This window comes from Thauera sp. (assembly GCF_034003485.1).
Classification (GTDB): Bacteria; Pseudomonadota; Gammaproteobacteria; order Burkholderiales; family Rhodocyclaceae; genus Thauera.
In genome coordinates this window covers 6010-18735 of record NZ_JAVEYL010000038.1, presented here as the reverse complement: position 1 = coordinate 18735, position 12726 = coordinate 6010, and the positions used below count along the sequence as shown (strand labels likewise).

Here is a 12726-nt window from a genome sequence, read left to right as displayed (position 1 = left end):
TCCCATGGCAGGACGGTGATGCAGCTCAGTTGGGTCGCCGCCAGTGGCAAGGAGATCGACCCCGAACTGTGGCCTGGCTGCAAGACGGTCGGCTGCGTCGTCTCGCAGCGCGTGGTCGGCGACAAGGCCGCTGAGCTCGAAGAGCGTTACTACATCAGCTCGCGAAAACTCAGCGCCGAGGAGTTGGCCAAGACCGTGCGCGCGCACTGGGCCATCGAAAATCGCCTGCACTGGATGCTCGACGTCTGCTTCTGTGAAGACGACTGCATGATCCGCAAGGACAACGCGCCGCAGAACCTCTCGCTGCTCAAGAAGATCGTGCTGAACCTGATTCGTGCGGACAAGACCGACACCGCCAAGACGAGCCTGCGGCTCAAGCGCAAGCGGGCGGCCTGGGATGACGATATCCGTATGAAAATGCTCGGAATTCATCCGTTATGACTTTCGAGTGCGATGGCCCTGCGCCTATGCCGCCGCATCGGGCGCCACCCTGCACGCCACCTACAAGCATGCCTGGTAACCCCAGCATGCGATCGGCCTCCGCACCGCGTCAGCGGCTGCGGAGGTTGTGGCTGAAGGTGCATCGCTGGGTCGGCCTCAGTCTCGGCATCGTGCTGCTGGTCGCTGCCCTGACCGGCAGCGCCATGCTGCTCGCGGAGCCGCTCGACGAATCCCTCAATCAGGCGCTGTTCCATGTCCCCGATGCGTCCACGGTCGACTACCGGGCGGTCATGGAGCGCCTCAAGGCTGAGCTGGGCCCGGATGCGGACATCACGCTTCGCCCTCCCCGCGAGGAGCAGGAATCCTTCCAGGCTCACGTGAGGGGAAGCTGGAAAGGAACCGTCTATCTGCACCCCGCGTCGGGCGAGATCCTCGGTAGCCGGGGTGAGGTGGAGGGGATGATGGGCGTCCTTTTCGCACTGCACAGCAACTTGTTTGCCGGAGAGGCAGGCAAGGCGGTGCTCACCTTGGCCGCCTTTGCTTACCTGTTGATGCTCGCGTCCGGTGTCTATCTGTGGTGGCCCACCCGATGGAGGAACGCGTTATCCATTCGGTGGTCAGCAGGCGGGCGCGTTGCCCTTTTCGACTGGCACAGGGTCACCGGTGTGGTGTTCGGCATATTCGTCCTGCTTGCGGTGCTCTCTGGCGCCTACATGGCGTGGCCACCCATCGCGGGGATGGTCAACGCCCTGAGCGATACCCCGCCAGCCTCCCCGCCGCTGGTGTCGGGTGGTCCGGCGCGCTCGGAAATCGTCGAGCTGGCTGTCGCCCGGGCCCGCGCAGCGTTTCCTGAAGCGGCGGTCGGATACGTCCAGGTCCCGGCCAAGCCGTCGTTGCCGATCCGGGTCCGTTTGCGTCTCCCGGACGACCCCCATCCAAATGGGCTGACGTCCGTATGGCTGCATCCCAACAACGCAGACCCTATCCGCGTAGATCGATGGTCGGATCTGAGTCCAGGAACGCAAGCCTATTCATACATCTACCCTTTCCACACCGGGGAGCTCTGGGGGCCAGTGTGGACGGGCCTAAGCTTCCTCATGGGAGCGGCACTGTCGGCGTACAGCTTCACAGGCCTGCTCCTGTGGTGGCGCCGTAGGCGATAACGCCCGTTCGTCTCCGGGGTTGCACCGACAGATCGCCCAAGGCCATTGATCCCGGACATGCAGCCCTTCTCCTTGACGCCGGCACGCTCGCCCTTGAGGCAAACACGCCGCGATGTCTCCGAAAGGCTCGCAGGCCGATCAACGCCCCTCACGAACCGCCCGCCTCCATCTGCGATTGCAGGTAGTTGGGCAGGCCGACGCGCTCGACCAGCTCGAGCTGGGTCTCCAGGTAGTCGATGTGCTCCTCGGTGTCCTCGAGGATGTGCTCGAGCAGCTCACGGGAGACGTAGTCATTACAGGATTCGCAATAGGCAATCGCCTCGATGAGCTCGACGCGGCCGCCCATCTCGAGCTTCAGATCCGCCTTCAGGCACTCGGGCACATGCTCGCCGATCATGAGCTTGTGAAGGTTCTGCAGGTTGGGCAGCCCCTCCAGAAACAGCACGCGCTCGATGAGCCTGTCCGCGTGCTTCATCTCTTCGATCGACTCGTCGTATTCGTGCTTGCCCAGTTTGACCAGGCCCCAGTTCTTGTACATGCGCGCATGCAGGAAATACTGGTTAACGGCCGTGAGCTCGGTCGTGAGCTGCTTGTTGAGCAGCTGAATGACCTTCTTGTCGCCTTTCATCGCCTTGCCCTCCGCAGGTCGAAGAACGTCGATCGCGCCCGCCATCCAAGGTCGTAACGTCTTCCAGGATACCGGGCACCGCATCGGGGTGCTGGCGCTCCGCATCACCGGGTTCCCCCGCGCTGTCGGGCCGGGTGCAGAGCGCCCGTCACAAGTTTAGGCACCAGCCAAAGCCGTCGCCGAAAAAAGTGCGCCCCCATCGGTGCGTATTCCGACCCATCGTGACCGCCCATTCCGAGAAGGGTGTGACCGGTGATTCCGAGGTCGTGACCGGCGATTCCGATTTGATCGTGACCGATTTGGGCCGCCGTCGGAATCACCGGTCACGTTGTCGGAATCGTCGGTCACGATCAAATCGGAACGGCCTGTGCGGCCAGCGTGGCAACCATCGTTGTCACGGCTACCCTCGCGCGCTTTGCGCGGAGCGAAGGGATGCCGGCGGAGCGGATTGCCATGCACAACATCAAGGAGCTGTTACGGCTCAAGTACGACTGCGCGCTCTCGCATGAGCGCATCGCGCGCGCGCTGTCGATCTCCAAGGGCGTCGTCGCCAAGTACGTGAAGGCCGCCGAGGCCAGCGGCGTGAGCTGGGCCGAACTGGCGGCGGCCGACGAGGCGCGCTTGCGTGCACTGCTGGGCGGGACGCCGCGTCCGCGCGGGACGGCGGTGGGCTACCGGATGCCCGATCTCGCCGCCGTCCACCAAGGCCTCAAGCGCAAGAACGTCACCCTCGCACTGCTGTGGGAGGAGTACGTCCAGGCGACGGCCGGGCCGACCTACCAGTATTCGCGCTTCTGCGACCTCTACCGGGACTTCGCCAAGGGCCTCAAGCGCTCGATGCGCCAGGTGCACCGCGCCGGCGAGAAGCTCTTCATCGACTACGCGGGCGACACGGTGCCGATCGTCGACGCCGAGACCGGCGAGATTTCTCGGGCGCAGATCTTCGTGGCCGTGCTCGGGGCCTCGAACTACACCTTCGCCTGCGCCACGGCCACGCAGTCGCAGGCTGACTGGCTGGGGGCGCTGGGGCGGGCGCTGCGTTTCATCGGCGGCGCGCCCGAGCTGATCGTCCCCGACAACACCCGCTCCATGGTCGGCGAACCGGACCGATACGAGCCGCAACTGCAGCGCACCACGGCCGAGTTCGCCCAGCACTACGGCGTGGCGATCCTGCCCGCACGCCCCTACAAGCCGCAGGACAAGAGCAAGGTGGAGGTGGGCGTACAGATCGTGCAGCGCTGGATCCTGGCGCGGCTGCGGCACCGGCGCTTCTTCTCGCTGGCCGAGCTCGACGTGGCCATCGCCGAGCTGCTCGAGGATCTCAACGCACGCCCCTTCCAGCGCCTGCCGGGCAATCGTCGCAGCGCCTTCGAGACGCTCGACCAGCCGGCGCTGCGTGCGCTGCCCGCCACGCCGTTCCAGTTCGCCCAGTGGAAGAAGGCCAAGCCCAACATCGACTATCACGTCGAGTTCGACGGCCACTACTACAGCGTGCCCCACGCGCTGGTCGGGCAGGTGCTGGAACTTCGCGTCACGCCCTCGAGCATCGAGTGCTTCGCCGGCGGACGCCGCGTGGCGGTGCATGCGCGCAGCCACCGGCGCGGCGCCTTCAGCACGCTCACCGAGCACATGCCCGCCTCGCACCAGGCCCACCGCCAGTGGTCGCCCAGCAAGCTCATCGCCTGGGGTGCCACGGTGGGGCCGCACACCGAGCGCGTGGTCGCCTTCCAGCTCGAACGCATGCCGCACCCCGAACAGGGCTACCGCGCCTGCCTGGGGCTGATGCGCCTGGCACGCCAGTACGGCAACACACGGCTGGAGGCCGCCGCCACCCGCGCCGTCGCGCTCGGGGCGATGCGCTACAAGAACCTCGCCTCGATGCTCAAGACCGGGCTCGATCGCGCACCGCTGCCGGCGAGTGCGCCGCAACAGGCCGAACTCGCCCTGCCCGATGCGCACGCCAACCTGCGCGGTGCGCACTACTACCACTGACCCGCCGCACCGTTACGCCGTAACGGAACAACTTGCCCGCGAGCGTCCCATCCCCGTTCAGGAGCCTTCATGCCCACCTCCAACGCACAACGCCAAGCCGCCTACCGCGCCCGTCACCTGCAATCGGACGACGGAGAAGGCGTGCGACTCAACCTGATCCTCAGCGTGCACGCCAAGTGCGCCCTCGAACGCCTGGCCAGCGCCCACGGCCTCACCCAGCGCGCAATGCTCGAGCGCCTGCTCGTGCGGGCCGAGCAGGGCACGGTCGCGGCGCTTCCGGCGCCGCTACGCACCGACTACTACGAGCGGCGGCTGCGTTTGCCTGCCGACGCCGTTACGCCGTAACGCACGACCCACCCCCTCAACCACCCCCACCGGAGAAACCACGATGCTCACCCATCCCACGCTCGACCAACTGCGTGCCCTGCGCCTCGAGGGCATGGCACGCGCTCTCGAAGAGCAGCACGCTCACCCCGCCATCGAGGCGCTCACCTTCGACGAGCGCCTGGCCCAGCTCATCGACCGCGAGCTGCTGCTGCGCGACGGCAAGCGCATCGAGCGCCTGCTCAAGGCCGCCCGCATCAAAGTCGGCGGCGCCTGCCTGGAGGATGTCGACTACCGCGTCGGGCGCGGCCTGGAGCGCAGCCAGTTCGCCGCACTGGGCACCTGCCACTGGATCCGCCAGGCACAGAACTGCCTGATCACCGGCCCCACCGGCAGCGGCAAGACCTGGCTCGCCTGCGCACTCGCCAACGCCGCCTGCCGCCAGGGGCTGTCGGCCTATTACGTGCGCCTGCCGCGCCTGTTCGAGGAGCTGCGCCTCGCCCACGCCGACGGCAGCTTCAGCCGACGGCTCATGCAGTTGGCCCGGCTCGACCTGATCGTGATCGACGACTGGGGACTGGCGGCGCCTTCGGCGCAGGAGCGCAGCGATCTGCTCGAGCTCCTCGACGACCGGGTCGGCAGCCGCTCGACGGTGATCACCAGCCAGCTGCCGATCGAGCACTGGCACGCCTACCTCGGCGACCCAACCTTCGCCGACGCGATCCTCGACCGCATCGTGCATGCCGCGCACAAGCTCGCCCTGAAGGGCGAATCGATGCGAAAGAAGGCAACAGCATGAGGCCGCGCGTGCTGTACGGCTTACCCACAGCCGGCCGCCCGCCAGCGTATGAGGCGCGCTGGCGGCCGCCTGTGGATAAGCCTATGCCATGCCCTGAAATGACCGTGATCGTGACCGACGCGGTTAAACTCTGAACACCACGCTGGCGCGCACAGAACACCGGTCACGTTCGTCGGTATGAGCGGTCACGATCGTCGGAATGCGCACCCATCGGCGGAAGAGCAGCCGCGAGTCGGGTTTCACCGCGCAAGGATCATCGGACGCGAGGCCTCACCCGTCAGGAACGTTCGCTCCACAACAAATTGACCGTGTGGTGGCTCCCGTGGTCAAATGCGATCTCTTTTCATTTGGCAACAATTCTTATTTACGAAGTCTAAAAGATCCCAGTTTTCTGGCGACTCAGACGTCCAACCGCCACTTTGGCGGGTCGGCGAACCTCCCCGCACTGAGACGCAACCCCCCTTCATCGGGCCCGTAGGTCCATCTTTCCCAGCCAGCCAGTCGCACCCCTTGCGGCAAGCCAGCCACATTCGCAAGCAAGGAGTGATTGATGAATTGCAACACGCTCGCACCGAGCACCCCCGCACGTACACTGCGCCGCAACAGCCTGTGGCTCGCGGTGGCGGCAACGCTGTCGCTTCCTGGCGCAGTGACCGCCGCCGAAGTAGCACTGCCCCGCATCGACGTGGTCGGCGAAGATGCCGAAGCCCAGCAGCGGATCCCCGGCGCGGTCAATGTCGTGACCAAGGAAAGCCTGGAGCGCACGCAGCCGCTGTCGACCGAGGCTGCACTCAAGTCCGTGCCGGGCGTGGTGATCAAGCCGGAAGAAGAGTCGGCGGTCGTTGGCAACATCGGCATGCGCGGCCTGAGCGCGGCCGACTACAAGACCCTGATCCTGGAAGACGGGGTGCCGGTGGCGCCGGGGCTCTTCGTTGGCAACGGGCGCTACTACAACCCGCGCATCCAGCGCATGGAGAGCATCGAGGTGCTCAAGGGCGCGGCGTCGTTGCGTTATGGCCCCAGCACCATCGGCGGCGTCATCAACTACAAGACAAAGACGCCGGAGCCCGGCGTGTCCCTGTCCGGCCGCGTCGGCTCGCACGGATACAAGGAGGCGACCGTCGAAGCCGGCGGGCAATCGCCCTCGGGCGATGCAATCGGTGGCCTGGTGTTCACGGACGCGCGTAGCGACGGCTTCCAGGACAAGGGCTTCGAGATGCAAGACCTGATGGTCAAGGGCGGCATGGCGATCGGTGACAACCAGTGGATCGGCGCCAAGTTCACCCATTACGAGAACGACGCCAACATCTCCTATCGCGGCGTGTTCCTCGACGCCTACAAAGCGGGCGCCAGCTTCAACCCGGCCCCGGACGACTGGTTCCTCACCGAGCGCGACTCCTTCGACATCAACCACGAGTGGGCCATCAACGCCGACACCACCCTGAACACCCTGCTCTACTGGAGCGAGATGAGCCGGGATTACTGGCGTTTCGGCACGGTCAGCGGTGCGCCGACGAAGGTCGTGAATGGTCTCACCCAGTGGAATTACAGCGACAGCGTCAACGGCAACAACCGCAGCTTCGAACGCCTCGGCCTCGACAGCCGGCTCGCCATCCGCCACGGCAGCTTCGGCATGCGCAACGAGACTGAACTCGGTATTCGCATCATGGACGAGGAGATGGTCGACCAGACCATCAATGCCAAGCGCGCCACGCCCAGAAGCGGCACGCTCGCCAAGGACGTGGTGGACTCCGCGACCAGCTACGCGCTGTTCGCGCAGAACCGCTTCATCATCAACGACCGTCTCGCGATCACGCCGGGCGTGCGCGTGGAAAGCTACGAGCAGACCCGCGAGGATCTGCAGAGCAACCAGCGCGCCGAAACCTCGAACACCGAGGTCATGCCCGGACTCGGCTTCACCTTCCAGGTTGCGCCCATGGCCCAGCTCTACGGTGGCGTCTACAAGGCCTTCGGCCCGGCGCTCAACGGCGACGCACTGAGTGGCCTGCAGGATCAGCAGCTCGAGGCCGAACGCTCGATCAACTTCGAAATCGGCGTGCGCGGCAACAACGAGCGTCTGCGCTACGAGCTGACCGCCTTCCGCATGGACTTCGACAACCAGATCATTCCGGCCAACAGCAACAGCGATTTCCAGCGCACCAACGGCGGCGAGACGCTGCATCAGGGTCTGGAAGCGGCGATCGGTTACGACTTCGGCAACGGCTTCAGCGTCGATGCGAACGCGACCTGGATCCCGGATGCCGAATTCGTCGGCAACCGCTACAAGGCGGACGGCTCGCTCGACATCCCCGACGGCAACCGGGTGACCTACGCACCGGAATGGGTCGCCAACCTGATCTTCGCCTACCAGTCGGGACCGCTGAAGACCGCCTTGAGCGTCAATTACATCGACGAGCAGTTCACCGACGCCGCCAACACCGTGGCGATCAAGGAGAACACCTCGGGCTTCTTCACCGGCCAGCTCGATGCCTACACCACGGTCGATCTGACCGCGAGCTACGCGATCAACAAGCAGTTCAGCGTCTTCGGGGCGGTGAAGAACCTCACGGATGAACATTACGTCGCGAGCCTGCGCCAGGGCATCTACGTCGGGCCTGAGCGCTCGGTCGAGGTGGGGGCCAGGTACAGCTTCTGACGGTACGCCAGCGACGCGTGTCCTTCCCCGCCCAACGGGCGGATCACGTGGCCGGATTGTGGGCAGCACGTTTCCTCAGGGTGCGTGCCCCGCAAGTCCGGCCCCAGCGCTCAAATGGCCGACGGCTCGATGCGGAAGCGCGAAACGATCGTGGCCAGCTCCTGCGAGATCTCGCGAATGCGGTCGGCCGCCACCTTGGTGTGCCCGGCCGCCTGGTGAGCCCGGTCCAGCAGGCCATCGATCGTGCCGACCTGCTCGACGATCTCCGCGCCAGCCCCCTGCCCGATCTGCACCAGGCGGATGATCTCGCCCACCACCTCGATCACCTTCTGCGCCGACTGCTCGATCGATTCGATCGCCTCGCCGGCCGAGCGCGCCAGGGTCGTGCTCTGCTCCATCTCGACGCCGACCCGCTGCATCAGGCCGGTGCACTCGTGCGAGGCGCGGTGGATGCCGCCGATGCGCTGGTTGATGAGTTCGGTCGCGGCGGCCGAACGTTCGGCCAGCTTGCGCACCTCGTCGGCCACCACCGCAAAGCCCCGTCCCGTCTCCCCTGCGCGCGCGGCCTCGATTGCCGCGTTGAGGGCGAGCAGATTGGTCTGGTCGGCGATCTGACGAATCTCGGACACTACACTCTCGATCTCCCCCACTTCCTCGGCCAGCGCGAACACCTGCGCCGAGGCGCCGTCGATGTGCGCGGCCAGCGCATCGATGCGGTTGGCCGTTTCGCGGATCACTGCACTGCGCGAAGTGGCTGCCTGGCTCGACGCCTCGGTGATCCGGCCGGCCTGACGCGACTCTCGATCGATGTCGAGGATGTGCTGCTGGATCGACTGGACGGCCTGCTGGATGTGCTTGGACGAATCACTGCCTTCCGAGGCAATGTGCGCCACGACGAGTGCCGACTGATGCATCTCGGCCGTGGCGTTCTCGTTGCTGCGGATGATGCCGACGATGGCGCCCAGGCTGTGCTGCAGGGTATCGAGCAAGGAATTGAACGCGCGCACGGACTGGCCGATCTCGTCGTTGCGGGTCACGGGAACGCGCTGCGTGAAATCGATCCGCCGGCCTGAGCGCTGTGCCTGCATCGCGTCGAAACCCTCGGCCGCTTTCTGGACGTCGGGTGGAAAGTCCGACATCTCCTGGACCTGCCGGATCTCGATGATCTCGTTGTCCGCCATCGGGCAGCGCGACGCCCACGCGATTGCCTCCGCCTTCGACTTCACGTCGATCATCCAGTAGCCGCCGAGCACCTCCGTGGTCTCGATGAAGGGCCCGTCGGTGACCGTCGGCTTGCCGCCTGAGAACGAGACGCGCGCGCCCATCGACGGCGGGTGCAGGCCGTCGCCCCCTATGCCCACCCGGGATGCGTACCGTAATACGTATTACGTGGTACGTATGAGTAAAGGACGCATGCGTTAGCCCGCCCCGCGCTATCAGTTGTTTCATCCAGCAAAGCGGCAAACTCGACCTTCGCTGGACCGCCACACGTCAGCGCCTATGACATGAACGGAGCACCCTCCCGCGCGTTTCGACGGCCTCAGAGTCCATCGAGCCGTTTCATGAAATTGCGCTTGCGCTTCCACTCACTCCTGATTGAACGCAGTTCGTCCTCGAACTTCTCAACTTCACCTCGCTCGAGTCGAAGCTGCCGGATCGCGGTGACAATCTCGAACGCGCGCTCGTAGCGTGCTCCCGGCCCTTCGGCTTCGACCACGTGCGGGAGCAGCCGACGGTAAAGCGCAACGGCCTCGTCGGGATGCGTCTTGCCTCGAATGGCCGCCACCTGCTGCCAAAACTTCACGGAGACGGGACCTCCGCAGAAGACTGCCCACATCGCATCGGCGTCTCCTTCCTCGCGGTGAATGCCGACGAGTTGGTCGCGTTCGAATCCGAACAGGGCCGACCGTCGGGACGATCCACCCGTTGAGGACTCGGCCTCCTGTTTCTCGACCCGCGACCACAACAGCCCCAACGCCCGCTCACGCAAGCTGCCCTCTTTTCCGATCAGCTTGCCAACCTCGAGCAGATCGAAGAAGCCGTTGCAGCCGGCCAGACGCTCGAAGCGTTGCCAAGCAACCGTCTCCACCTTTTCGTAGTCTCCGCTTTCACGGTAGAGCTCGATCAGAAGGTCCTCAAGCGGGTAGGCCTCATTGATCGGAAACGCTTTGAAGCCCTCCTCCGCCCAACGGATCGCCTCGCCAAGTCGCCCGTTCTCTCGGCAAAGCTGTGCGAGCTCGAGATGGCGACCACTTCGGGAGAGATTTCTGGCTTTCGCCCGGATCAGGGCGTCCAGATCGCCAGCCTGAGCCAGCTTTCCCTCGACGATTGCTTCGATCGCATGACGCCTTGCACTAACCGAGGAACTCCTGTCTACTGCCTCAAGGTCGGGCAAGGCTTCCCAGGCTTCGAAGGCAGCCCGCCAGTACGCAGACTGACCGGCTTCGCCGATCAGTTCGAAGTAGTCGTCGATGATTTCGGGAAGATAGCCCCAGCGGTCATCGAGTTGCCGTCGGAATAGCGCGCGCCCCACCTCGTCTGGGGAAATGTGAAGCGCAGCGCAAGCGTCGAGATGCGTTCGGTGAAGGTCGCGGATCGCATCATCCAGGAGGCCAGACGACTCGTGGAACTGCTCGACCGACCGCTCCACGAGATCGATGAGCGCCTCAATGAGCTCGAGCAAGGCAGGATCGCCATCGCCGATGCGTGCGTCGAGCAGTCGGACCGCATCTTCCACACGATCGGCGTAGCCGGCGTCATCCGCCCAGCCGAAACTGCCTTCGGGTGTGAGGCTATGCAGAAGTGCCTTCTCGAGCACTCGCAAGCCTGGACGTTTTGCCGCCGTCGCCTGGGTCACCAGGCGCTTCCACAGTTCTGCGTTGTTGAGGGCGGCCTCGAGCAGCACCTTGCGCAATGCTGGGGCACCGAGGGTCTCAAGATAGTCGATAACCTGTTGCTGGTTGTCCATGGGCTTCGATCTGGGGACTCCGGGCAGTGCGATGAAAGCTCACCTGCTTGCGGTGAGGCTGGCTCAAAAGCCCTCTCGTCATTCGGCCACCGTCACAGAGTCGGAGTGTGGAGAAAATACCGATGTTGCGGGACCGCGCCGGACCTGCGCAACACCTCCGCGCAGGGACGCAATCCGAACAGCGCACCTGCGCATCACGCACTCGGCTTCCGGGCGTCGCCACGAAACGGCATCAAGAAACAAAGACCTCCCAATCTGCATATATCAATGTATCACCACATCGCGAATGCACTGGAACGCGGAGCGGCATCACTCGCCCCAGGAAAGGCGGCGACCCCAAGTAACTTAAACATGGTCCGGGACCATGTTTAAGTTACTTGGGGTTCTGAGCTTCTTTGCCCAAAATTTAGGCAATTTCTGGGAGTACCTATTCAGTGCCGGAAAATTGCTAAGGTCATACACCGCGCTGCCACCATGAAGCAAACGACCTTCGCCTCGCTGGCTTTCGAACGGAAAAAGAAACAGACGCGCCGGGAGCCCTTCCAGGCCGAGATGGAGAAGGTCGGGCCTCGAGTAGAGCTGCTCGCGGTGATCGAGCAGCACTACCCGACAACGGGCAGGCGCGGCCTCCGGCCGACGCCGCTCTCGACGATGCAGCGGATCTACTTGAGGCAGCAGTGGTCCGCACTGTCTGATCCTGCGATGGAGGGTCCGCTCTACGAAGCCGAGTCGATGCGCCGCTTTGCGGGGCTCAACCTGACCGACGACGCGATGCCCGACGAAAAGACGATCCTCAAGTTCCGCCACCTGCTCGAGAAGCATGCGCTGACCGGGCAGATGATGAACATCATCAACGAAACGCTCGAGGAGCGCGGTGTGCATCTCAAGGCCGGGACAATGCCCGCCGCCACGATCATCCACGCGCGCCCTCGACGGAGAACCGGAATAAACAGCGCACTCCCAAGATGCATCAGACCATGAAGGGCAACCAGTGGTATGTCGACATGAACGCCCACGTCGGTGCCGACGTCAATTCCCGGCTCGTGCCTACCGTTTCGGTGACACCTGCCTGCCAATGTCTCGGACATCAACCAGTTGCCGCTCCCGGTGCGTGAGGATGACCGGGCGGTGTTCGGCAACAGGGCTACGTGAACAACAAGCTCAAGCGTTTGGCGCGCAAGGCGGGCCTGTTCTGGGGTGTGTCGCTCAAAGGCGAGCAAAGCCCGCCCGCTGACCGATGCAAACAAGCGGTTCGCCCATAAGATTTCCTCGATCCATGTGCGGGTCGAACACGTGTTTCGCGTAATCAAGCGCCAGTTCGGCTACACGAGGGGGTGCTACAAGGGAATCGCGAAGAACGCCGCGCCGGAGTTCACCGGTACGATGGTTCAAGACGGAGTCGAAACTGAAGGCGCTGAGCCCATCAGCATCGGATCACTTAAGGAACCTGCGACGTAAGAGAAAATCGATAGCCTCATTGGGAAGACGGTTTTTGTCGAGCCTTGGTGAAGCTAAGGCCTACAAGAAAGATCTAATCCGGACGAAAACTAAAAAAGGCCGCCTGTCGGCGGCCCTTTGTCAGCAAGTGATTCTCAATTACGCGTTCACTTAACCACCCGAAGGGTGGATCACTTAACCACCCGAAGGGTGGATCACTTAACCACCCGAAGGGTGGATCACTTAACCACCCGAAGGGTGGATCACTTAACCACCCGAAGGGTGGATCACTTAACCACCCGAAGGGTGGATCACTTA

Annotated in this window: 9 protein-coding genes and 1 pseudogene; 7 read left to right on the top strand and 3 right to left on the bottom strand. The window is 64.1% G+C overall.

Annotated elements, in window-relative coordinates:
- On the top strand, nt 1-441 hold a 441-nt coding region (locus RBT54_RS16290; protein WP_320368111.1), incomplete at its 5' end, for an ISAs1 family transposase.
- Nucleotides 442-527: 86 nt separating this feature from the next.
- Nucleotides 528-1604 (top strand): PepSY-associated TM helix domain-containing protein, encoded by a 1077-nt coding sequence (locus RBT54_RS16285; protein ID WP_320368110.1) that lies wholly within the window; start codon nt 528-530, stop codon nt 1602-1604.
- Nucleotides 1605-1752: 148 nt separating this feature from the next.
- Here the strand turns inward: RBT54_RS16285 and bfr are convergent, their stop codons facing one another.
- Complete coding sequence (gene bfr / locus RBT54_RS16280) at nt 1753-2232, bottom strand: bacterioferritin (RefSeq protein ID WP_320368109.1); 480 nt, start codon at nt 2230-2232, stop codon at nt 1753-1755.
- A gap of 432 nt (nt 2233-2664) precedes the next feature.
- On the opposite strand from bfr, the gene istA reads away from it, so the two are divergent.
- From istA to RBT54_RS16260, 4 genes are all read left to right on the top strand, one after another.
- Entirely contained in the window at nt 2665-4224 is a 1560-nt protein-coding gene (istA, locus tag RBT54_RS16275; protein WP_320368112.1) for an IS21 family transposase, read from the top strand.
- Between the two features lie 69 nt (nt 4225-4293).
- On the top strand, nt 4294-4569 hold the full coding sequence (locus RBT54_RS16270; protein ID WP_320368108.1) for a hypothetical protein: 276 nt from the start codon (nt 4294-4296) through the stop codon (nt 4567-4569).
- A gap of 43 nt (nt 4570-4612) precedes the next feature.
- Nucleotides 4613-5347 (top strand): IS21-like element helper ATPase IstB, encoded by a 735-nt coding sequence (gene istB / locus RBT54_RS16265; RefSeq protein ID WP_320368107.1) that lies wholly within the window; start codon nt 4613-4615, stop codon nt 5345-5347.
- A gap of 550 nt (nt 5348-5897) precedes the next feature.
- On the top strand, nt 5898-8003 hold the full coding sequence (locus RBT54_RS16260) for a TonB-dependent receptor family protein (RefSeq protein WP_320368106.1): 2106 nt from the start codon (nt 5898-5900) through the stop codon (nt 8001-8003).
- A gap of 110 nt (nt 8004-8113) precedes the next feature.
- Here the strand turns inward: RBT54_RS16260 and RBT54_RS16255 are convergent, their stop codons facing one another.
- On the bottom strand, nt 8114-9328 hold the full coding sequence (locus RBT54_RS16255; protein WP_320368105.1) for a methyl-accepting chemotaxis protein: 1215 nt from the start codon (nt 9326-9328) through the stop codon (nt 8114-8116).
- A gap of 215 nt (nt 9329-9543) precedes the next feature.
- Nucleotides 9544-10971, bottom strand: a complete 1428-nt coding sequence (locus RBT54_RS16250; RefSeq protein ID WP_320368104.1) for a DUF6880 family protein — start codon at nt 10969-10971, stop codon at nt 9544-9546.
- Between the two features lie 474 nt (nt 10972-11445).
- Between RBT54_RS16250 and RBT54_RS16245 the strand changes: the two are divergent.
- Nucleotides 11446-12429: pseudogene (locus tag RBT54_RS16245) on the top strand (IS5 family transposase).
- Nucleotides 12430-12726: the final 297 nt, after the last annotated feature.

Bases quoted from the DNA above. Each gene is read 5' to 3' on its own strand.
- bfr (WP_320368109.1), bottom strand. From the start codon at position 2,232: ATGAAAGGCGACAAGAAGGTCATTCAGCTGCTCAACAAGCAGCTCACG.
- RBT54_RS16260 (WP_320368106.1), top strand. From the start codon at position 5,898: ATGAATTGCAACACGCTCGCACCGAGCACCCCCGCACGTACACTGCGC.
- RBT54_RS16255 (WP_320368105.1), bottom strand. From the start codon at position 9,328: ATGGGCGCGCGCGTCTCGTTCTCAGGCGGCAAGCCGACGGTCACCGAC.
- RBT54_RS16285 (WP_320368110.1), top strand. From the start codon at position 528: ATGCGATCGGCCTCCGCACCGCGTCAGCGGCTGCGGAGGTTGTGGCTG.
- istB (WP_320368107.1), top strand. From the start codon at position 4,613: ATGCTCACCCATCCCACGCTCGACCAACTGCGTGCCCTGCGCCTCGAG.
- RBT54_RS16270 (WP_320368108.1), top strand. From the start codon at position 4,294: ATGCCCACCTCCAACGCACAACGCCAAGCCGCCTACCGCGCCCGTCAC.
- RBT54_RS16250 (WP_320368104.1), bottom strand. From the start codon at position 10,971: ATGGACAACCAGCAACAGGTTATCGACTATCTTGAGACCCTCGGTGCC.
- istA (WP_320368112.1), top strand. From the start codon at position 2,665: ATGCCGGCGGAGCGGATTGCCATGCACAACATCAAGGAGCTGTTACGG.